The sequence below is a fragment of the Persicobacter sp. CCB-QB2 genome (assembly GCF_001274635.1).
Taxonomy (GTDB): Bacteria; Bacteroidota; Bacteroidia; order Cytophagales; family Cyclobacteriaceae; genus Persicobacter; species Persicobacter diffluens.
Genome location: NZ_LBGV01000001.1, coordinates 3756516 through 3776555 on the forward strand (window position 1 = coordinate 3756516; position 20040 = coordinate 3776555).

A 20040-nucleotide genomic window follows, 5' to 3' on the forward strand; every position below is an offset into this window, starting at 1 on the left:
TGGAAGATTAATATTGTTGTAAGTGGCTTTTTTTAAGTTAGATGCAGTGTGATAAATCGGAAAATGTTTTGTTTCTGATATTAATTTCCTAACTTTGCAGTCCTTTAGAATGGCGAGCGAGTGTTCGTTCGTTAATTTTAATTTATTTTATACTAAAACGTTAGTATGTCTGGTATTATCGGTAAAAAAATCGGAATGACTAGCATCTACAGTGCCGATGGACAGAATGTCGCATGCACATTAGTAGAGGTTGGTCCTTGTGTAGTAACACAAGTAAAGACCGTCGAGACAGACGGCTATGATGCTGTTCAGCTTGGCTTCGGCGATAAGAAAGCTAAGAACACTTCAAAAGCGATGCAAGGGCATTTCGCTAAGGCAAACACTACTCCAAAGAGAAAGCTTGTTGAGTTCCGCAACTTCGAAGGTGAAGCTGCATTGGGCAACGAGATTCGAGTAGAGGAAGTATTTGCAGAAGGTGATTTCCTAGACGCTGTAGGAACCTCCAAAGGTAAAGGTTTCCAAGGTGTTGTGAAACGTCACGGTTTTGGTGGGGTTGGACAAGCTACCCACGGTCAGCATAACCGTCTTCGTGCGCCAGGTTCTATCGGTGCGGCTTCGTTCCCATCTCGTGTATTCAAAGGTCTTCGTATGGCTGGACGCATGGGTGGCGATCGCGTAAAGATTCAGAACTTGCGTGTTATGAAAGTGTATGGCGACAAGAACCTAATCGTAGTGAGCGGTTCTATCCCAGGCGCTAAAAATTCATTTGTAATTCTAGAAAAGTAATTCAATGGAGATTTCGGTATTAAAAGTTGACGGTAGCGAAAGCGGCAAAAAAGTTGAGTTGCAAGACTCGATCTTCGCTGTTGAGCCCAACGATCACGCAATCTACTTGGACGTGAAACAGTACTTGGCTAACCAAAGACAAGGTACGCACAAGTCTAAAGAACGTGCTGAGATCGCAGGTTCTACTAAAAAAATCAAGAAACAGAAGGGTACAGGTACTGCACGTGCAGGATCTTTGAAGTCTCCTGTTTTCGTTGGTGGTGGTAGAGTTTTCGGTCCAAAACCACGTAACTACGGCTTTAAGCTGAACAAAAAAGTAAAAGCTTTGGCTCGTATGTCTGCGCTTTCTTACAAGGCGAAAGGCCAGGACATCATCGTTATCGAGGATGTGACTATGGATGCGCCTAAGACTAAGGAGTTCGTGAACATTTTGAACGGATTGTCTTTGTCAGGTAAGAAAGTATTGGCTGTCACTGGTGATTTGAACGCAAACGTAAACTTGGCTGCGCGTAACATTCGCAAAGCTAAAGTTGCTGATGCAGCTTCAATTAACACTTATGATGTGTTGAACGCAGATAGCCTAGTGCTTTTCGAAAGTTCTATTGAGAAAATTGAAAAATTATTCGCTTAATCATGAGTGTACTTAAGAAACCTTTGGTTACCGAAAAAGCCTCTTTCCAAAATGAGAGTGGTGTTTATGGTTTCATCGTAGACCTTAACGCCAACAAATTGGAAATTAGAAAAGAGGTTGAGCGTATGTACGGCGTAAACGTTGTAGCTGTACGTACAGCACGCTACTTGGGCAAAAAACGCACACGTTATGCTAAGTCTTCGATCATTACTGGTCGTAGCAACAGCTATAAAAAGGCGTTTGTACAAGTTGCAGAAGGTGAAGTTATTGATTTTTACAGCGGAATCTAAAGAAGTTAGACAATGGCAGTAAAGAAATTGCGTCCTACAACTCCAGGACAAAGATTCAGAGTAGCGCCTTCATTCGAGGAAATCACTAAATCCACTCCAGAAAAATCTCTTACTGTAGGTTCACGTAAGTCTGGTGGTCGGAACAACAGTGGTCGTATGACGATGCGTTATTTAGGTGGTGGTCACAAGCGTAAATTGCGTTCTGTAGACTTCAAACGTCAGAAATTTGGCGTTCCAGCTACCGTAAAAGCGATCGAATATGATCCAAATCGTACAGCTTATCTTGCATTGCTTTTTTATGCAGATGGTGAGAAAGCCTATATTCTTGCACCGGAAGGATTGCAGGTAGGTACTCAGATTGTTTCTGGTGCTGATGCAGCTCCTGAAGTGGGTAACCACGTACTAATGGCCAACATTCCATTGGGTACTATTATCCACAACATTGAGCTTACTCCTGGTAAAGGTGGTTTGTTGGTACGTTCAGCTGGTGCTTATGCACAGTTGGTAGCGAAAGAGGGTAAATATGTTACCATCAAGCTTCCTTCTGGTGAAATGCGTTTAGTATTGGCTACTTGTTACGCTACGATCGGTGAGGTTTCTAACGGAGACCACATGAACGTTCGTTTGGGTAAAGCGGGTCGTAACCGTTGGTTAGGTCGTCGTCCACGTGTTCGTGGTGTTGCTATGAACCCGGTTGATCACCCAATGGGTGGTGGTGAAGGCCGTTCTTCTGGTGGTCACCCACGTTCTCGTAACGGTGTATACGCTAAAGGTGGTAAGAGCCGTAAAGCCAACAAGTACTCTGATAAATTGATCATTTCAAAGCGTAAGAAATAATGGCAAGATCACTTAAAAAAGGACCTTATATTGACTTCCGCCTTTCTAATAAGGTAGATGCCATGAACGAGGGTGGCAAGAAGACCGTGATCAAAACTTGGTCTCGTCGTTCTATGATTTCTCCTGAATTCGTAGGTCACACATTCGCAGTTCATAATGGAAATAAATTTATTCCAGTTTATGTAACTGAAAACATGGTAGGTCACAAGTTTGGAGAATTTGCTCCTACTCGTACCTATAAGGGTCATATTAATAAAAAAGACAAGGGCAAGAGATAATTATGAAAGCTGTTGCAAGACTAAGAAACTGTCCGACCTCGCCGCGTAAAATGCGCTTGGTAGCAGATATGATCCGCGGTCAGCGCGTGGACACAGCATTAAATATTTTGAAATTCGATCCAAGACATTCTTCGAATCGTCTGGAAAAGCTGTTGCTTTCTGCGATTGCTAACTGGGAAAATGCAAACGAGGGTGAGTCCTTGGAAACTGCAAACCTGGTAGTTAGCGAAATCTTCGTAGATAGCGCCCGTATGTTAAAGCGTTTGCGTCCAGCACCGCAAGGCCGAGCTCACCGTATTCGTAAGCGTTCGAATCACGTGACGCTTGTTGTGGATTCATTGTCAACCAAAACTGAAGAAAACTAATCAATTATGGGACAGAAAGTTAATCCAATTGGCCTGCGTTTAGGTATCGTAAGAGGCTGGGACTCTAACTGGTACGCGAACTCTCGCGATTTTTCTGACAAATTGATCGAAGATCAAAAAATCAGAAAATATGTATTGGCGCGTATTCCTAAAGGTGGAATCAGCCGTATCGTGATCGAGCGTACGTTGAAGCGTATTACTTTGACCATCCACACTGCCCGTCCGGGTGTTGTAATTGGTAAAGGTGGTGCAGAAGTGGATAGAATTAAAGAAGAGTTGAAGAAGTTGACATCTAAAGATGTTCAAATCAACATCTTCGAGATCAAGCGTCCTGAATTGGAAGCGAAATTGATCGGTGATTCTATCGCGCAACAACTACGTGCTCGTATTTCATACCGTCGTGCTATGAAGCAAGCGATTGCTTCTGCAATGCGTGTAGGTGCTCAAGGTATCAAAGTTAAATTGAGCGGTCGTTTGGGTGGTGCTGAGATGGCACGTACCGAAATGTACAAAGAAGGACGTATTCCTTTGCACACATTGCGTGCCGACATCGACTACGCAATCTGTGAGTCAGATACGATCTACGGTAAAATCGGTATCAAAGTTTGGATCTTCAAAGGTGAAGTTTACGGTAAGCGTGACTTGACTCCAGCTGGTGATAACGATCGTCGTGGACGTCGTCGCAAAGATGGTGGTAACAACAACCAACAAGGCGGCCGTCGCAGAAGAAAGTAATCGCATAAGAAAGTAAAACAGCTTAGAAATGTTACAACCGAGAAGAGTAAAACATAGAAAAGTTCAGAAAGGCCGCGTTAGAGGTCTTGCTGGAAGAGGCCATGAGATTGCCTTTGGTAGCTTCGGTATCAAGTCTCTTGAGGCAGGTTGGATTACCAGCCGTCAGATTGAGGCAGCTCGTATTGCGGTTACTCGTGCAATGAAACGTGAAGGTAAAGTTTGGATCCGTATCTTCCCTGACAAACCTATTACTAAGAAGCCTGCAGAGGTTCGTATGGGTAAGGGTAAAGGTGCTCCGGAATACTGGGTGGCTTGTATCAAGCCAGGTACCATTTTATTTGAATCAACAGGTGTACCTTTAGCACTAGCGCAAGAGTCAATGCGTTTAGCGGCACAGAAATTGCCTGTAAGAACTAAATTCGTTGTACGTAGAGATTACGTTGAAGCATAAGAGTTATGAAAAATTCTGAAATCGCACAACTAAGCAAGGAAGAGTTGATCCAAAAGATCACTGCTGAAAAGGAAGCTTTGCAAAAATTGCAGTTTGCGCACGCGATCTCTCCGATTGAGAATCCGATGAAGATCCGTAGCAGTCGTCGAATGATCGCAAGGTTGGAAACCGCATTACGTCAACTTGAAGCTAAGTAAGATCATGGAAAGAAACTTAAGAAAAGAACGTATCGGCGTTATCACTAGCAACAAAATGGATAAGTCCATCACTGTTCAGGTAACCCGTCGTGTAAAGCACCCTATATACGGTAAATTCGTAACTAAATCCACTAAATTCATGGCTCACGATGAGAACAATGATTGTGGTATTGGTGATACCGTACGCATTGCAGAGACACGTCCGTTGTCTCGCAACAAGCGCTGGAGATTGGTAGAAATCATTGAAAGAGCGAAGTAATTATGATCCAACAAGAAAGTCGTCTAAACGTAGCGGATAACTCAGGAGCTAAAGAAGTTCTTTGTATCCGTGTTTTGGGTGGAACTGGTAAACGTTACGCTTCTATCGGTGACAAAATTGTTGTTACTGTGAAGTCTGCCCTTTCATCCAGCAACTTGAAAAAAGGTACAGTATCCAAAGCTGTAGTGGTTCGTACGAAAAAAGAAATCCGTCGTAAAGATGGTTCTTATATCCGTTTCGAAGATAACGCTGCAGTATTGTTGGGTGCTAATGATGAGCCAAGAGGTACACGTATTTTTGGACCTGTTGCCCGTGAATTGCGTGAAAAGCAGTTCATGAAGATTGTTTCCTTGGCACCGGAGGTACTTTAATTAATTAAAGTAAAAGATCATGTCTAAAGTAAAAATCAAAATCCGTAAAGGAGATACAGTAAAGGTGATCGCCGGTAACGATAAAGGTAAAACTGGAATCGTACAGGAGATAATCACCGCAACTAACCGCGTAATTGTTGAAGGTATCAACGTTGTAACTAAACACGTGAAGCCTTCTGCAACTAACCCTAATGGCGGTATCGAGAAAGTCGAGGCTCCTATTAATATCTCTAACGTAGCGTTTGTAGATCCTACTTCAGGTGAAGCTAGCCGCGTTGGACGTAAAGTAGTTGATGGTAAAATCGTGCGTTACGCCAAAAAATCAGGGGAGGAAATTAAGTAATGGCTACTCCAAGACTTAAAGAAAAATATCAGAACGAGATTGCTGCTGCACTAAAGGAGAAATTTGGTTACAAATCAGTAATGCAAATTCCTGCAGTAGAGAAAATCTGTATCAATAAGGGTATCGGAGAAGCTGTTTCCGATAAGAAATTGATCGATCAAGGTGTGGAAGAGTTGACGACTATTGCTGGTCAGAAAGCTGTTCCTACTAAGGCAAAAAATTCTATCTCCAACTTTAAGTTGAGAGAAGAAATGCCGATCGGTGCACGCGTTACTTTGCGTGGAGACCAAATGTACGAATTCTTGGACCGTTTGTTAACCATCGCGTTACCTGCAGTTCGTGACTTCCGTGGGGTTTCTGCCAAAGGGTTTGATGGCCGTGGTAACTACACTTTGGGTGTAAAAGAGCAGATCATCTTCCCAGAGATTTCTATCGAGAAGGTAAACAAAATCTCTGGTATGGATATCACTTTTGTTACTTCAGCTAACACTGACGAAGAAAGCTACGAGTTATTGAAAGCTTTCGGTATGCCTTTTGCTAACAAAAAATAATAAGATAAAATGGCTAGAGAAGCAGTAAAAGCTCGTGGGCGCAAGCGCGAGAAAATGGTAGCGAAATACGCTGAAAAACGTAAAGCTTTGAAAGAAGCTGGCGATTATATCGGTTTGGATAAGTTGCCTCGCAACGCCTCTCCAGTTCGTTTGCACAACCGTTGTAAATTGACTGGTCGTCCAAAAGGTTATATGCGTAAGTTCGGCATCAACCGTGTTACTTTCCGTGAAATGGCTTCTGCAGGTTTGATTCCTGGAGTGACCAAAGCATCGTGGTAAGATAACCCTTTGAGAAATAAGATATAATTATTACCTTTGCACGCCCTGCTACTTTTGGCAGGGCATTGCATATAATTTCAATTAATATTTATCATGACTGATCCAATAGCAGATTTCTTAACGCGTATTCGTAACGCGCAGAAAGCGACGCACAGAATCGTGGAAATCCCTGCATCTAACGTCAAGAAAAACATGACGAAGGTGCTATTTGACAAAGGCTACATTCAGTCGTATAAATTCGTAGAGGACGGACCTCAGGGCACTATTAAAATCGCCTTGAAGTATCACCCTGTGACGAAAAAGCCAGCCATCGAGAAGTTGGAGCGCATTTCGAAACCGGGTCTACGTAAATATACGAAGAATGGAGATATGCCTCGCGTATTGAATGGCTTAGGTATTGCCATTTTGTCCACTAACAAAGGAATTATTAGTAACAAAGAAGCTCGCGAACTGAATGTTGGTGGCGAGGTTTTATGTTACGTTTACTAATTTAATATTACAATGTCGAGAATAGGAAAGAAGCCGATTACTATTCCTGCGGGTGTAAGCGTAGAAGTAAATGCTGAAAACGTTGTTACAGTAAAGGGTCCAAAAGGAACTCTTTCGCAAGAGATCGATCGTGACATTACTGTAGAGATCAACGATAATATTGTGACTTTGTCACGCCCTACCGACCAAAAAAGACACAAAGCGTTGCACGGTCTTTACCGTTCACTTGTTAATAACATGGTTGTTGGAGTTGCTGAAGGTTTTAAGAAAACCTTGGAACTTGTTGGTGTTGGTTACAAAGCGACATCACAAGGTAAAACTCTAGAGTTGAACTTGGGATACTCACACAGCATTTTCTTTGGCGTTCCTGCTGAAGTAGAAGTAAAAGCAGAAACTGCGAAGGGTAAAAACCCTATCGTAACTTTGGAATCTGCTGATAAACAATTGTTGGGTCAAGTTACCGCTAAAATCAAGTCGCTTCGTCCGGTTGAGCCTTACAAAGGTAAAGGTATCCGTGAGGAAGGTCAGTACATCAGAAGAAAAGCGGGTAAAACGGCAGCTAAAAAATAATAGTTATGGCAATTAAGAACGAAAAAATCGCGAGAAGACTGAGAATCCGTCGCGGAATCCGCAGAAAGATCTCAGGAACAGCTCAACGTCCGCGTCTTTCAGTGTACAAAAGTAACACAGCCATCACAGCGCAATTGATTGACGATATTAACGGCGTAACCCTAGCTGCAGCTTCTTCTGCAGAGTTTGGTGCCCGTAAAAACTGTAATATCGAGCTTGCTGAGAAAGTAGGTGCGAAATTGGCAGAAAAAGCGACTGCTAACTCTATTGCTGAGGTAGTATTCGATCGTAGTGGTTACCAGTACCATGGTAAAGTTAAAGCGTTAGCTGAAGGTGCCAGAAATGGCGGATTAAAATTCTAAGCAAATGTCCAATAAAACTGTAAAAAGCGTTAAGGCAAGCGAGCTTGACCTTAAAGAAAAAGTTGTAGCTATCAACCGTGTAGCGAAGGTAGTGAAAGGTGGACGTCGTTTTAGTTTTTCCGCTATTGTGGTAGTGGGAGATGGAAACGGTGTTGTAGGTCATGGCCTTGGTAAAGCAAATGAGGTTACTGATGCGATCACTAAAGGTATCGAGGATGCTAAGAAAAACTTGGTAAAAGTTCCTTTATTCAAAGGTACTATTCCTCACGAGGCTACTGGTAAATTCGGTGGTGGTTACGTGTTAATGAAACCAGCATCTGAAGGTACAGGAGTTATCGCCGGTGGTGCAATGCGTGCTGTACTTGAGGCAGCAGGTGTTCACAACGTATTGGGTAAATCCAAAGGATCATCCAACCCTCACAACGCAGTGAAAGCTACTTTCGATGCGTTGGCTAAAATGAGAACTCCACAACAAGTTGCTGAGCAACGTGGAATTAGTGTTTCTAAAGTATTTAACGGTTAATAAGATGGCTAAAGTACGTATCACACAGGTTCGTTCTACAATCAACCGTCCGAAACGTCAGGTTGACACTATCAAGGCTTTGGGTCTTGGTAAAATCAATAGAACCGTTGAACATGAGAATACTCCTCAAATTGCGGGTATGATCGCTAAAGTAAAACATTTGATTACTGTAGCTGAGGTATAATTATGAAATTACATACATTAAAACCAGCCGAGCGTTCTGTTAAAGCAGGTAAGCGTATCGGTCGTGGTCAGGGGTCCACTCGTGGTGGTACTTCTACACGTGGTCACAAAGGTGCGAAGTCTAGATCTGGTTACTCTCAGAAAATTGGTTTTGAGGGTGGACAAATGCCTTTGCAAAGAAGAGTTCCTAAATTTGGATTTACCAATCCAAATAGAGTAATTTACAAACCGGTTAATCTTGATGCTATCCAGGCCTTGGCTGACAAGCTTGGTGTTACTGCTATCAACGTAGAATTGATGCGTGAGAATGGTATCGTAGGGAAATCGGATTTGGTAAAAGTACTTGCAAATGGTGCTTTGACTGCCAAAGTAGATGTTACTGCTAATAAATTCTCAGCATCAGCAGTTGAGTTGATTGAGAAAGCAGGTGGGACGGCAACTGTTATCTGATAATATATCATGAAAAAGTTTATTTCTACTATTCAAAATATTTTTTCCATAGAGGAGTTGAGGACTAGAATCCTCAACACCTTGGGTTTATTGATCATTTTTCGATTAGGTTCCTTTGTAGTATTGCCAGGTGTTGATCCTGCGCAACTTACTAGCCACGAAGGTGGTATCTTTGGACTCCTAAACACCTTTTTGGGTGGAGCATTCTCCAATGCTTCGATTTTTGGTTTAGGTATCATGCCTTATATTTCTGCTTCCATTGTGCTGCAGTTGTTAACGGTAGCTGTGCCTTATTTCCAGAAAATGCAAAAAGAAGGTGAATCTGGTAGAAATAAAATTAATCAGATTACCCGGGTATTAACCATCATCATCACATTAGCACAGGGTATCGGTTATGTGACCGCTACCATTCCTGAAAACGCGATCTTAATTGATCCTTGGTTCTTTAAAGCTTCTGCTTTATTGATCTTGGTTGCAGGAACGATGTTTTGTATGTGGTTGGGAGAGAAGATTACAGATAAAGGTATTGGTAACGGTATCTCTATGTTGATCATGATCGGTATCATCTCTCGTTTGCCTGGTGCCTTGGTAGCTGAAGCAATGACCAGAGGAGGAGCACAAATGTTGTTCTTCGTTGCTGAATTGGTGGCTTTGTTTTTCATCATTATGGCAGTGGTTATGCTTACTCAGGCTACTCGAAAAATTCCGATTCAATATGCTAAGCAGGTTGTAGGTGGTCGTACTTATGGCGGTCAGCGTCAGTATCTACCATTGAAAGTGAATGCTGCAGGTGTAATGCCAATTATCTTTGCTCAGTCCTTAATGTTCTTGCCCTCTTTAGGTGCTAGTGCTTTTGCTGACAAATATGATTGGGCCGCGTCTATCGCTACTACATTCGCAGATATTACTTCATGGCAATACAATGCGTTGTTCGCAGTATTGATTATCCTTTTCACCTTCTTCTATACAGCAATTACGATTAATCCAAATCAGATTTCTGACGATCTTAAGCGTAATGGTGGATTTATCCCTGGTGTTAAGCCTGGGCCACAAACTGCAGAATACATTGACAGCGTGTTGACTAAAATCACATTGCCTGGTTCAATTTTCCTAGGTTTGGTCGCTATTATGCCTGCCTTCGCAAGAATCGCCGGTGTTGACGGGAACTTCTCTCAATTCTTTGGTGGTACTTCTTTGTTGATCATGGTAGGGGTAGTATTGGATACTCTTCAGCAGGTAGAGTCTTACTTGTTGATGCGCCACTACGAAGGTCTTATGAAGTCAGGTAAGATTAAAGGAAGATCAAATAAAGTGGCAGTAGCCTAATGATTTATCTTAAGACTGAAGAAGAGATTAATCTTATAAAAGAAAGTGCCGATATTCTCGGTAGAGCCCACGGTTTGGTTGCACAGCATATCAAACCGGGGATTTCTACTTTAGAGCTTGATCGTCTGGCATTTGATTTTATTAAAGATAATGGTGGTTCGCCATCGTTCAAAGGGTATAATGGTTTTCCATCTACCCTTTGTATTTCTGTAAACGAACAAGTTGTTCATGGTATGCCCTCCAAGTATGAACTTCAGGAGGGCGATATTGTGTCCGTAGATTGTGGTGTGTTCTACAAGGGGTTTCACTCCGACTGTGCTTATACTTATCCGGTAGGAGAAGTGAGTGCAGCCACAATGGATTTGCTTCGTCGCACCAAAGAATCTTTATATCTGGGAATTGAAGCTGCTACGGCAGGTAAATTTACCGGAGATATTGGTTTCGCTGTTCAGCAGCATGTTGAGCAGTTTGGTTATGGTGTAGTTCGTGAATTGGTGGGACATGGTTTGGGAAGAAATCTTCACGAAGATCCAGAAGTTCCGAATTACGGACGCCGAGGAAAAGGTAAGAAATTGAAGGCTGGTATGGTTATTGCTATTGAGCCTATGGTCAATTTGGGTACTAAGGATATTGTACAGGAAGCTGATGGCTGGACCATCCGTACTACTGATTACAAACCTTCCGCTCACTTTGAACATACCGTAGCAATTTTGGCTGACCGCACCGAGATTCTTACTACGCACAAATACATAGAAGAACATATCAAAATATAATATGGCCAAACAGTCATCCATTGAGCAAGACGGTACCATTGTAGAGGCTTTGTCCAACGCAATGTTTCGTGTGGAGTTGCAAAACGGACACCAGGTGATCGCTCACATTTCCGGTAAGATGAGAATGAACTACATTAAGATTCTTCCTGGAGACCGCGTGAAGCTGGAAATGTCACCATACGATTTGACCAAAGGACGAATTGTATATCGTTACAAACAATAAATAGAACAATGAAAGTTACAGCTTCTATTAAAAAGCGTAGCGCAGACTGTAAAGTAGTGCGTCGCAAAGGAAAAATTTACATTATTAACAAAAAGAACCCTAAGTTCAAGCAAAGACAAGGTTAATTTATGGCACGTATTTCAGGCGTTGATATCCCGTCAAATAAGCGGGGTGTAGTTGCATTGACCTATATCTTCGGTATAGGTAATTCATCCGCTGCCCAAATCTTGGCAAAAGCTGAGATCTCCGAGGATAAGCGGGTAAAAGATTGGACAGACGAGGAAGCTCAAGCTGTTCGTAACATTATCGCTGAAGAGTTCAAAACCGAAGGTGTTTTGAAATCTGAAGTTCAGATGAACATCAAGCGTTTGATGGACATCGGTTGTTACCGTGGTTTGAGACACAGAAAAGGCCTACCACTACGTGGTCAGCGCACTAAGAACAACTCGAGAACTCGAAAAGGTAAGCGTAAAACTGTTGCTAACAAGAAAAAGGCAGTAAAGTAAACTAATTTAGGTTATGGCACAAAAGAGAAAAGATAAAGCCAAGAAGAGAGTTGTTCACGTAGAGGCAGTAGGTCAGGCGCACATTAGAGCCTCTTTCAACAACATTATTATCTCTCTAACAAATGCTCAAGGTCAAGTGATCTCATGGGCATCTGCGGGTAAAATGGGCTTCCGTGGATCTAAGAAAAACACTCCATATGCAGCACAGGTAGCAGCTCAAAACTGTGGCCAGGTAGCATATGACTTGGGTCTTCGTAAAGTAGAAGTATTTGTAAAAGGTCCTGGTTCAGGTCGTGAGTCTGCGATCCGTACTATCCAATCTGTTGGTATTGAAGTGACTGCAATCAAGGATGTGACTCCACTTCCTCACAACGGTTGTCGTCCTCCAAAACGCAGAAGAGTATAATTATTAGGTATCCTAATTATTTGTTGAAAAAATATGGCAAGATATAGAGGCCCTAAGGCGAAAATCGCCAGACGTTTTAATGACCCTATTTTCGGACCTTCAAAAGCTGTTTCTAAGAAACCTTACGGTCCTGGACAGCACGGTCGTGGTCGTCGTCGCAAGCAATCTGAATATGCAATTCAGTTGATCGAAAAGCAAAAAGCTAAATATACATATGGAGTTTTGGAACGTCAGTTCCGTAACTTGTTTGATAAAGCTTCTCGCAAATCAGGTATTACAGGTGAGGTTCTTCTTCAATTGTTGGAGTCTCGTTTGGATAACGTTGTTTTCCGTTTAGGTATTGCTCCTACTCGTCGTGCAGCGCGTCAGTTGGTTTTGCACAAGCATATCACTGTTGACGGTGTGGTGGTAAACATTCCATCATTCACTGTTAAAGCTGGATCTGTTATCGCAGTTCGTGAAAAATCCAAGTCTTTGGAGGCTATCACTAACTCATTAGCAGTTCGCGCTAATCGTTATGGTTGGATGGAGTGGGATAACTCACAAATGGCAGGTAAAATGACAAATGTACCAGCACGTGAAGATATTCCAGAGAACATCAACGAGCAGTTGATCGTCGAGCTCTACTCTAAATAATCATTTATTCTTATTAACTTATTTCTTAACTTATTCTGTAACCAACGGAAAAACTATGTCGATTTTAGCGTTTCAAATGCCCGAGAAAGTGGTCATGGAGAAGGCGGATGATTTCCACGGACTATTTACATTCAAACCGCTTGAAAAAGGGTATGGAGTTACCATTGGAAATGCATTGCGTCGTATTTTGTTGTCCTCATTAGAAGGATATGCCGTAACCGGTATCAAAATAGCGGGTGTTTTGCACGAATTCTCAACCATCGAAGGTGTGGTCGAAGATGTAGCGGAGATTATTCTTAACATCAAGCAAATTCGTTTTAAGAAGATCTCGGACATAGTTGAGAATAAGTTAAATGTGAGCATAAAGGGACAAAGAACCTTTACCGCCGGTGATATTTCCAAGTTCACTTCTTCATTTGAGATTTTGAACCCTGATTTGGTAATTTGTAACCTGGACGAATCTAAAGAATTCGAAATTGAATTCACTTTAGAAAAAGGACGTGGTTATTTGCCAGCAGAGGAAAATAAACCAGCAGAGCAGGTATTCGGATTTATTCCGGTTGATGCCATCTTTACTCCGATTAAAAATGTTAAATATCATATCGAGAATACGCGTGTTGAACAGCGTACCGATTATGAGCAATTGACGTTAGACATCGAAACGGATGGATCTATTCACCCGGAAGACGCCCTGCAAGGAGCGGCGAACATTTTGATTCGTCACTTTGCCCTATTTACCAAAGATTCAATGATCTTGGAGCAAAGCGGAGGTGGTGAACAAGAGCCAATCGATGAGGAAATGCTTCACATGAGAAAAATGTTGAAGACTCCTTTGAATGACCTAGACCTTTCTGTTCGTGCTTACAACTGTTTGAAAGCAGCGGACGTGAAGACACTAGGTGATTTGGTGACTTTAGAGATCTCCGATATGATGAAGTTCCGTAACTTCGGTAAAAAATCGCTTTCTGAATTGGAAGCATTGGTTGCCGATAAAGGTTTGACCTTCGGGATGGATATTTCCAAGTACAAACTTGATGAGGATTAATTAAAAAATGAGACACGGTAAGAAATTTAACCATCTTGGAAGAAAGACGGCTCACCGTAACGCTATGTTATCGAACATGGCTACTTCCTTGATTTTGCATAAGCGTATTCAAACAACTGTAGCAAAGGCTAAAGCATTGCGTAAAGTTGTTGAGCCCTTGTTAACGAAGGCGAAACAAGATACTACTCACTCTCGTCGTGTGGTATTCTCTTTCCTTCAGGACAAAGAGGCAGTTAAGATTTTGTTTGATGAGGTAGCGACAAAAATCGCTGGTCGTCCAGGTGGATATACTCGTATTATTAAGACGGGTACTCGTTTGGGTGATAACGCTGAGATGGCGTTCATTGAGTTGGTAGACTACAATGAATTGTTGATCGGTGGCGAAGCTACTGAAAAGAAAAAGACGCGTCGTAGTCGTCGTGGTGGTGGCGCTAAAGCTACTACTGATGCGGCTGCTGAGGCTTCTAACGAAGATTCAGCTGAATGATTCGTTAGTTAAAATATTAAAGGGATTAGTTTTGCTAATCCCTTTTTTTATGTCAAGTTGATTTTTTCTGTCAACTTGATGCAGATCACAATTTATGTTTCCTGAATTCTTTAATTTTATATTGTAATATCAAACACCCATGAAGTACACGTATAAGTCTGAAGCTGTTTTAATGTTGGAAGATGGAACTGTGTTCCACGGTCGCGCTATTGGAAAAATTGGTACCAAAGGCGGGGAAATCTGTTTTAATACTGGAATGACTGGTTATCAGGAGGTTTACACAGATCCTTCGTACTTCGGACAAATCATCGTTACGACTAACTCCCATATTGGTAATTATGGGGTTCATGAAAATGAATCTGAGGGATTAAATCCTTCGATTTTTGGTGTAGTGATCAATACTTTTAGCGATATTTACAGCCGCAAAGAGGCCGAGTCCAGTCTACAGGACTATTTGGAGCTTCACGGTATCGTAGGTATAGCCGATATTGACACTCGTAAATTGGTTCGACATATTCGTTCCAAAGGTGCGATGAACGCCATTATCTCCTCAGAGATTCACGATTATGAGGTACTTCGTGCACAGTTGAAAGAGGTTCCTTCTATGAAAGGACTGGAGCTATCTTCTCAGGTTTGTGTTAAGGAGCCGGTAATCCGTAAAGCGGAAAATGTAGAGACTAAGAAACGCGTAGCTGTTTTAGACTTGGGAATTAAGGAAAGCATTCTTAGACATATGGAGTCTAGAGGTATGGAGTGTAAGCTTTTCCCATCCACTACCCCTTACGAGGAATTGAAAGCATGGGGTGCGGACGGATACTTTATTTCTAATGGCCCTGGTGACCCTGCAGCAATGGATTACGCTGTAGATACGGTTAAACAAATTATTGCTGATGATCAGCCATTATTTGGAATTTGTATGGGACACCAGATTTTGGCTCGCGCTACTGGCATCTCAACTTATAAAATGCATAGTGGTCACCGTGGATTGAACCATCCGGTGAAGAACTTGCTAACGGGACGTTGCGAAGTAACATCCCAAAATCACGGTTTTGCAGTTTCTGCAGAAGAAGTGGAAAAATCAGGTAATGTGGAAGTGACCCACATCAACTTAAATGATAATACAGTAGAAGGTATCCGTGTAAAGGATAAGAAAGCTTTTTCTGTACAGTATCACCCGGAGTCTTCTCCAGGACCACATGACTCGCATTACCTTTTCGAGGACTTTTTATCATTAATGGATAACTAAATACAATTACAATGAGCTTTATTGAGGAAATCAAAGCACGTCAAATTCTTGATTCTCGTGGTAACCCAACTGTTGAGGTTGATGTAATTACCGCAAATGGTTGTTTAGGTAGAGCTGCCGTTCCATCTGGCGCTTCTACTGGTGAGTACGAGGCAGTTGAGTTGCGTGATGGCGATAAGAGCGTTTACTTGGGTAAAGGTGTTCTTAAGGCTGTTTCAAACGTAAACGACATCATTGCTAAGGAATTAGTAGGAATGGACGTGTCTGAGCAAGCGGCGATTGACCAATTGATGATCGACCTTGATGGCACTCCAAACAAAGCAAAGTTGGGAGCTAACGCTATCTTGGGTGTATCTTTGGCTGTAGCTAAAGCTGCTGCTGAGGAAGCAGGTTTGCCTCTTTACAAATATGTAGGTGGTGTTTCTGCGAAAACAATGCCTGTACCAATGATGAACATCATCAACGGTGGTTCTCACTCTGATGCACCTATCGCATTCCAGGAATTCATGATCCAGCCAGTTTCTGCGCCTGATTTCACTACTGCTATCCGTATGGGTTGTGAAGTATTCCACGCGTTGAAATCTGTTATCCACGATCGTGGTCTTTCTACTGCTGTAGGTGACGAAGGTGGTTTCGCTCCAGCTTTCGAATCTACTGAAGATGCTTTGGATTCAGTTAAATTGGCTGTTGAAAACGCTGGTTACGTTTGGGGTAAAGACATCACTATCGCTTTGGATTGTGCTGCTTCTGAGTTCTTCGTAGACGGTAAGTACAACTACGAGAAATTTAACGACATGAAAGGTGGTGTTAAAACTTCTCAAGAGCAAGCTGAATATTTGGCTGAACTAGTTGCTAAATACCCAATCACTTCTATCGAAGATGGTATGGATGAGAACGACTGGGCTGGTTTCAAAGCGTTGACTGACTTGGTAGGAGATAAGTGCCAGTTGGTAGGTGACGATTTATTCGTAACTAACGTAGAGAAATTGGAGCGTGGTATCAACGAAGGTATTGCTAACTCTATCTTGATTAAAGTTAACCAAATTGGTTCTTTGACTGAGACTATTGCAGCTGTTGAAATGGCTCACCGTGCAGGTTATACTTCAGTAATGTCTCACCGTTCAGGTGAAACTGAAGATAACACTATTGCTGACTTGGCAGTAGCATTGAACTGTGGTCAAATCAAAACTGGTTCTGCTTCTCGTTCTGACCGTATGGCGAAATACAACCAATTGTTGAGAATCGAGGAAGAATTAGGTAAAACTGCAGTTTACCTAGGCATGAAAGCTTTCAAGCAAGAATTCAACTTCTAAGAAGTAATTTTTGTAAATATTATTAAAGCCCTGACGAAAGTTGGGGCTTTTTTTTATTTTGCAGTCAGAGAACTTTCAAAATTTATTCATGCAAGAAGACATTGAGCGAATCCCGGCTATTTTTCGCTCCGTATATTTCTATTTAGTAGCCTTATTCATTGTTTGGATGGTGTTTTTTGATTCTAATGATTGGGTCAATCAGTATAAATTACATCATAAAATGGTGGAGCTGGAAGAAGAAAAAGCTTTTTACCAAAAGGAGATTGAAGTCGTGCAAGAGGAAAGAGAGGAGTTAATGACCAATAAGGCCCTTTTGGAGAAATTTGCAAGAGAAAAATATTTGATGAAAAAGAGGCATGAAGATGTTTATGTCATCGAACATGCTGATCAATAAAACCGCAAACCTTCAATAATACTCCTATGAAAAAAGCCCTTTTGAGCCTATTGCTGTTTTTGGCATCTTTATCTTTTGCCAATGCGCAAATTGATTACGTGAAAGAAGATAAACCCCCATTGAAGGACCGTTTGTTTTTTGGCGGTAATTTTGGCCTTTCCTTTGGTACTTTTACTTATATAGAAGTTTCACCAACTGTAGGAGTAATGGTAACCCCAAAATTTTCCACAGGGCTAGGGGTAGTTTATCAATATTATGAGGATAAACGTTTTGATCCCAAATTAACCAGTAGTACCTATGGCTTCCGTTGGTTTGGCCGGTATAATATTTATAAAAACTTCTTTTTACGAGGGGAGGTCGAGGGCCTGAATTTGGAGGTTTATAATGTTCGGGAAACCAAAAGAGAATGGGTTCCTGGCGTTTTTTTAGGAGCAGGTTACTTTCAGCCTTTTGGGAAAAGAGGTGGGGTTTCGGTTTCCGTCTTGTATAATTTCACTTATGACGAATTCAAAAGCCCTTATAGCGACCCTTACGTAATTCGCGTAGGCTTTGCCATATAAAAAAACAGGCGACTCCAAAAGGGTCGCCTGTTTTATTTAAAATTCTAAGTTGAATTTATCTGCCAAACTCTGTAAGTCTTTCACCACAGGTTCCAAAAGCGGAATACCTTCTTTCCTTCTTAATTCCTCTGACTCCCTTTCCGGATCTCCGGGAATCAAAACTTTTTTCTGCCCCTCAACAGGAGTGGAATTTCGAAATCTCCTGATCCAGTTGTCCATATGATTTTTATAATCCTCCGCCGGACGGAAAGCATCTACCCGCATAGCACCTACAAAATGTCCTACGCCTTCTCCGACCGGGTTTTCAGGCAGGGGAACGTAGCTTGGAAATGGGGGAACCCAAGGGCCATAATTGGCTCCCGACAATACTGCGGAGAAAATATCCACGATGGAACCCAGGCAATAGCCTTTGTGGCTGGAATGCACGCGGTCACTTCCAAGAGGTAAAAGTGCCCCTCCTTTTTTCAATATTCCGGCATCTTCCGTTGGCTGACCTTCTTTGGTTTGTACCCAGCCGATAGGCGCTTCCTCTTCCTTTCGCTGTAAGATTTCCAGCTTTCCATTGGCAGCGGTTGTCGTGCTGAAATCGGCTACAAAGGGCGGCTCTTCATTGGTGGGGCAGGCCACGGCAATAGGGTTGGTGCCGAGCATGCGTTCTTGTGAAAAAGTTGGTGCTACAAGCGCAGAGGCGTTGGTCATGGATATTCCCATCATATCGTGTTCCAGCGCCATCATGGAATGGAAGCCCGCAATTCCATAATGATTGGAATTTTTGATAGCTACCCAGCCGGTGCCTGCCACTTTTGCTTTTTCAATCGCGATTTTCATGGCGTAAGGAGCGATTACCAAACCTAAGCCACGATCCCCGTCGATGGTAGCGGTACTTGGGGTTTCATGCACAATTTTGATGTCTGGTTGCGCATTTACTCGCTCAGCTTCCCACAAACGAACATAACCAATCAGTCTGGCCACACCGTGAGAATCTATGCCTCTGAGGTCCGCACTCAACAGTACTTGAGTGGCCTGCTGAGCATGCTCGGGAGAACAGCCCATTTTCAGGAAAACCTCTTGGGTGAATTTTTGAAGTTTATCTACAGAAAAGATCATATTTAGCATTTTTCAGCGCTCAATTTAAGCCTTTTTCACTAATAATGATGCTGATAAATGCGGGCTGTTGACAAAATTAAATCAGGATTAGGATATGGCTTTGTTGAAGCGCTCCAATATTTGGGTCAATAGCCCTTCTTTAAGGGCGTAAGAACTCACCCGTATATTTTTAATATGGTATTCTTGTAAAATGTATTTGACTAAAAGCGAGGAAACCACAATCATATCCGCTCTCAAAGGAACCATGCCCGGTACCAATAGTCGCTCATCCCGATTTCGGCCCACCAGAAGTTTGTGAATGGCCAGGTAAGACATTAAAGGAAGCGTTCTTTCGGTTCGGAATCCCGTAATGGCGTGCTCATACTCATCAGTCTCATGATAAATTTCCACCAGGGAATCAAAGGTGCCCGAGCAACCGATTATTTCTACGGGTTTGAATTTTTCGCAGGCTAATTTTAAATCAATCAGAGTATGATCTAAATAATCATTAAGTTCTTCGATTTTTTCTTCCGGAATCGGATCAATCTGATGAAAGCGATCTAATAGTCTTTGGCCTCCAATTTCAAAGCTTTGTTTCCAGTGGATGCCCTCTTTATCTGCTATAATAAATTCAACTGACCCGCCTCCAATATCAATAATTAGGGAAGGGAAAAATTTCATTTTTACGGCAGTTTTTACGCCGTGATAAATATATTCTGCCTCTTGATCTCCATCAATAATTTGAATTTCAATTCCGGTTTTTTCCTTTACCAATTCAATGAATTCCAGGCTGTTTTTGGCGCATCGTAAGGCAGAGGTTCCGGTAGCATGAATGTGCTCCACCTTGAGTTTTTTTATAATTCGGCGGAAACGGATCATGGCATTGAGCGCCCGTTTTTGAGCTTCTGCGGTAATATATCCCTCATTAATTCCGCCCCTGCCTAAACCTACGGCAATTTTCTCCCGATAGATCACCTCAAAGGTGTCTTTGGCGGGGTCTACTACCAACAGGTGGAAAGTGTTGGTGCCGAGGTCAAGTATTGCAATGCTGGAATTTTCCATTCAAAATCAAAAAAAATTTGCCGAATA

The 20040-nt window shown here is 42.2% G+C and carries 35 protein-coding genes; 33 read left to right on the forward strand and 2 right to left on the reverse strand.

Annotated elements, in window-relative coordinates; genetic code table 11:
* The first annotated feature begins 165 nt into the window (after positions 1 to 165).
* The 33 genes from rplC to NG22_RS16815 all read left to right on the forward strand — a co-directional run bounded on the left by rplC (position 166) and on the right by NG22_RS16815 (position 17865).
* A complete protein-coding gene (rplC, locus tag NG22_RS16660) occupies positions 166 to 786 on the forward strand; it encodes a 50S ribosomal protein L3 (protein WP_053406741.1) in 621 nt (206 codons plus the stop codon).
* Between the two features lie 4 nt (positions 787 to 790).
* On the forward strand, positions 791 to 1417 hold the full coding sequence (gene rplD / locus NG22_RS16665; RefSeq protein WP_053406742.1) for a 50S ribosomal protein L4: 627 nt from the start codon (positions 791 to 793) through the stop codon (positions 1415 to 1417).
* A 2-nt stretch (positions 1418 to 1419) separates the two neighbouring features.
* Positions 1420 to 1707: a 50S ribosomal protein L23 gene (gene rplW, locus NG22_RS16670; protein WP_053406743.1), complete on the forward strand. Its 288-nt coding sequence runs from the start codon at positions 1420 to 1422 to the stop codon at positions 1705 to 1707.
* A gap of 12 nt (positions 1708 to 1719) precedes the next feature.
* On the forward strand, positions 1720 to 2544 hold the full coding sequence (gene rplB / locus NG22_RS16675; RefSeq protein WP_053406744.1) for a 50S ribosomal protein L2: 825 nt from the start codon (positions 1720 to 1722) through the stop codon (positions 2542 to 2544).
* Positions 2544 to 2822, forward strand: coding sequence for a 30S ribosomal protein S19 (rpsS, locus tag NG22_RS16680; RefSeq protein WP_053406745.1), 279 nt, complete (start codon positions 2544 to 2546; stop codon positions 2820 to 2822). The genes rplB and rpsS overlap by 1 nt, the downstream gene beginning before the upstream one ends.
* Before the next feature lie 2 nt (positions 2823 to 2824).
* Positions 2825 to 3187: a 50S ribosomal protein L22 gene (rplV, locus tag NG22_RS16685; RefSeq protein ID WP_053406746.1), complete on the forward strand. Its 363-nt coding sequence runs from the start codon at positions 2825 to 2827 to the stop codon at positions 3185 to 3187.
* 6 nt (positions 3188 to 3193) lie between these two features.
* Positions 3194 to 3922, forward strand: a complete 729-nt coding sequence (rpsC, locus tag NG22_RS16690) for a 30S ribosomal protein S3 (RefSeq protein WP_053406747.1) — start codon at positions 3194 to 3196, stop codon at positions 3920 to 3922.
* 28 nt (positions 3923 to 3950) lie between these two features.
* On the forward strand, positions 3951 to 4373 hold the full coding sequence (gene rplP / locus NG22_RS16695) for a 50S ribosomal protein L16 (RefSeq protein ID WP_053406748.1): 423 nt from the start codon (positions 3951 to 3953) through the stop codon (positions 4371 to 4373).
* 5 nt (positions 4374 to 4378) lie between these two features.
* Positions 4379 to 4570: a 50S ribosomal protein L29 gene (gene rpmC / locus NG22_RS16700; protein ID WP_053406749.1), complete on the forward strand. Its 192-nt coding sequence runs from the start codon at positions 4379 to 4381 to the stop codon at positions 4568 to 4570.
* A gap of 4 nt (positions 4571 to 4574) precedes the next feature.
* Positions 4575 to 4829 (forward strand): 30S ribosomal protein S17, encoded by a 255-nt coding sequence (gene rpsQ, locus NG22_RS16705; RefSeq protein WP_053406750.1) that lies wholly within the window; start codon positions 4575 to 4577, stop codon positions 4827 to 4829.
* Positions 4830 to 4831: 2 nt separating this feature from the next.
* Positions 4832 to 5200, forward strand: a complete 369-nt coding sequence (gene rplN / locus NG22_RS16710; RefSeq protein ID WP_053406751.1) for a 50S ribosomal protein L14 — start codon at positions 4832 to 4834, stop codon at positions 5198 to 5200.
* Between the two features lie 19 nt (positions 5201 to 5219).
* Positions 5220 to 5543 (forward strand): 50S ribosomal protein L24, encoded by a 324-nt coding sequence (rplX, locus tag NG22_RS16715; RefSeq protein ID WP_053406752.1) that lies wholly within the window; start codon positions 5220 to 5222, stop codon positions 5541 to 5543.
* Complete coding sequence (gene rplE / locus NG22_RS16720; protein WP_053406753.1) at positions 5543 to 6094, forward strand: 50S ribosomal protein L5; 552 nt, start codon at positions 5543 to 5545, stop codon at positions 6092 to 6094. The genes rplX and rplE overlap by 1 nt, the downstream gene beginning before the upstream one ends.
* 9 nt (positions 6095 to 6103) lie before the next feature.
* On the forward strand, positions 6104 to 6373 hold the full coding sequence (rpsN, locus tag NG22_RS16725; RefSeq protein WP_053406754.1) for a 30S ribosomal protein S14: 270 nt from the start codon (positions 6104 to 6106) through the stop codon (positions 6371 to 6373).
* A gap of 93 nt (positions 6374 to 6466) precedes the next feature.
* Complete coding sequence (gene rpsH, locus NG22_RS16730) at positions 6467 to 6862, forward strand: 30S ribosomal protein S8 (RefSeq protein ID WP_053406755.1); 396 nt, start codon at positions 6467 to 6469, stop codon at positions 6860 to 6862.
* 12 nt (positions 6863 to 6874) lie between these two features.
* Positions 6875 to 7432, forward strand: a complete 558-nt coding sequence (gene rplF, locus NG22_RS16735) for a 50S ribosomal protein L6 (protein WP_053406756.1) — start codon at positions 6875 to 6877, stop codon at positions 7430 to 7432.
* A gap of 5 nt (positions 7433 to 7437) precedes the next feature.
* Entirely contained in the window at positions 7438 to 7794 is a 357-nt protein-coding gene (gene rplR / locus NG22_RS16740; RefSeq protein ID WP_053406757.1) for a 50S ribosomal protein L18, read from the forward strand.
* A gap of 4 nt (positions 7795 to 7798) precedes the next feature.
* Complete coding sequence (rpsE, locus tag NG22_RS16745; protein WP_053406758.1) at positions 7799 to 8317, forward strand: 30S ribosomal protein S5; 519 nt, start codon at positions 7799 to 7801, stop codon at positions 8315 to 8317.
* A gap of 4 nt (positions 8318 to 8321) precedes the next feature.
* Positions 8322 to 8501: a 50S ribosomal protein L30 gene (rpmD, locus tag NG22_RS16750; RefSeq protein ID WP_053406759.1), complete on the forward strand. Its 180-nt coding sequence runs from the start codon at positions 8322 to 8324 to the stop codon at positions 8499 to 8501.
* 2 nt (positions 8502 to 8503) lie between these two features.
* The gene (gene rplO, locus NG22_RS16755; RefSeq protein WP_053406760.1) at positions 8504 to 8950 is read left to right on the forward strand and encodes a 50S ribosomal protein L15; all 447 of its coding nucleotides are present in this window, start codon (positions 8504 to 8506) and stop codon (positions 8948 to 8950) included.
* A 9-nt stretch (positions 8951 to 8959) separates the two neighbouring features.
* Positions 8960 to 10276 carry a preprotein translocase subunit SecY gene (secY, locus tag NG22_RS16760; protein WP_053406761.1) on the forward strand — a complete coding sequence of 439 codons (1317 nt, stop codon included), beginning with the start codon at positions 8960 to 8962 and terminating at the stop codon, positions 10274 to 10276.
* Entirely contained in the window at positions 10276 to 11049 is a 774-nt protein-coding gene (gene map / locus NG22_RS16765; protein WP_053406762.1) for a type I methionyl aminopeptidase, read from the forward strand. Before secY ends, map begins: the two co-directional genes overlap by 1 nt.
* A gap of 1 nt (position 11050) precedes the next feature.
* Positions 11051 to 11272 (forward strand): translation initiation factor IF-1, encoded by a 222-nt coding sequence (infA, locus tag NG22_RS16770; RefSeq protein WP_053406763.1) that lies wholly within the window; start codon positions 11051 to 11053, stop codon positions 11270 to 11272.
* Positions 11273 to 11280: 8 nt separating this feature from the next.
* A complete protein-coding gene (gene ykgO, locus NG22_RS17490) occupies positions 11281 to 11397 on the forward strand; it encodes a type B 50S ribosomal protein L36 (RefSeq protein ID WP_071932151.1) in 117 nt (38 codons plus the stop codon).
* 3 nt (positions 11398 to 11400) lie between these two features.
* On the forward strand, positions 11401 to 11778 hold the full coding sequence (gene rpsM / locus NG22_RS16775) for a 30S ribosomal protein S13 (RefSeq protein ID WP_053406764.1): 378 nt from the start codon (positions 11401 to 11403) through the stop codon (positions 11776 to 11778).
* Positions 11779 to 11791: 13 nt separating this feature from the next.
* On the forward strand, positions 11792 to 12184 hold the full coding sequence (rpsK, locus tag NG22_RS16780; RefSeq protein ID WP_053406765.1) for a 30S ribosomal protein S11: 393 nt from the start codon (positions 11792 to 11794) through the stop codon (positions 12182 to 12184).
* 33 nt (positions 12185 to 12217) lie between these two features.
* Positions 12218 to 12820, forward strand: a complete 603-nt coding sequence (gene rpsD, locus NG22_RS16785) for a 30S ribosomal protein S4 (protein ID WP_053406766.1) — start codon at positions 12218 to 12220, stop codon at positions 12818 to 12820.
* 55 nt (positions 12821 to 12875) lie between these two features.
* A complete protein-coding gene (locus NG22_RS16790; protein WP_053406767.1) occupies positions 12876 to 13865 on the forward strand; it encodes a DNA-directed RNA polymerase subunit alpha in 990 nt (329 codons plus the stop codon).
* Positions 13866 to 13872: 7 nt separating this feature from the next.
* Positions 13873 to 14352 carry a 50S ribosomal protein L17 gene (rplQ, locus tag NG22_RS16795; RefSeq protein WP_053406768.1) on the forward strand — a complete coding sequence of 160 codons (480 nt, stop codon included), beginning with the start codon at positions 13873 to 13875 and terminating at the stop codon, positions 14350 to 14352.
* A gap of 139 nt (positions 14353 to 14491) precedes the next feature.
* Entirely contained in the window at positions 14492 to 15598 is a 1107-nt protein-coding gene (gene carA / locus NG22_RS16800) for a glutamine-hydrolyzing carbamoyl-phosphate synthase small subunit (RefSeq protein WP_053406769.1), read from the forward strand.
* Positions 15599 to 15609: 11 nt separating this feature from the next.
* Positions 15610 to 16911, forward strand: a complete 1302-nt coding sequence (eno, locus tag NG22_RS16805; protein ID WP_053406770.1) for a phosphopyruvate hydratase — start codon at positions 15610 to 15612, stop codon at positions 16909 to 16911.
* Positions 16912 to 16999: 88 nt separating this feature from the next.
* Entirely contained in the window at positions 17000 to 17305 is a 306-nt protein-coding gene (locus NG22_RS16810; protein ID WP_053407003.1) for a septum formation initiator family protein, read from the forward strand.
* 26 nt (positions 17306 to 17331) lie between these two features.
* Positions 17332 to 17865: a hypothetical protein gene (locus tag NG22_RS16815; RefSeq protein ID WP_053406771.1), complete on the forward strand. Its 534-nt coding sequence runs from the start codon at positions 17332 to 17334 to the stop codon at positions 17863 to 17865.
* 36 nt (positions 17866 to 17901) lie between these two features.
* Here the strand turns inward: NG22_RS16815 and NG22_RS16820 are convergent, their stop codons facing one another.
* Together NG22_RS16820 and NG22_RS16825 are read right to left on the reverse strand one after the other, a co-directional pair.
* Positions 17902 to 18972: an Ldh family oxidoreductase gene (locus NG22_RS16820; protein ID WP_053406772.1), complete on the reverse strand. Its 1071-nt coding sequence runs from the start codon at positions 18970 to 18972 to the stop codon at positions 17902 to 17904.
* An 87-nt stretch (positions 18973 to 19059) separates the two neighbouring features.
* On the reverse strand, positions 19060 to 20013 hold the full coding sequence (locus tag NG22_RS16825) for a hypothetical protein (RefSeq protein WP_053406773.1): 954 nt from the start codon (positions 20011 to 20013) through the stop codon (positions 19060 to 19062).
* Positions 20014 to 20040 lie beyond the last annotated feature (27 nt).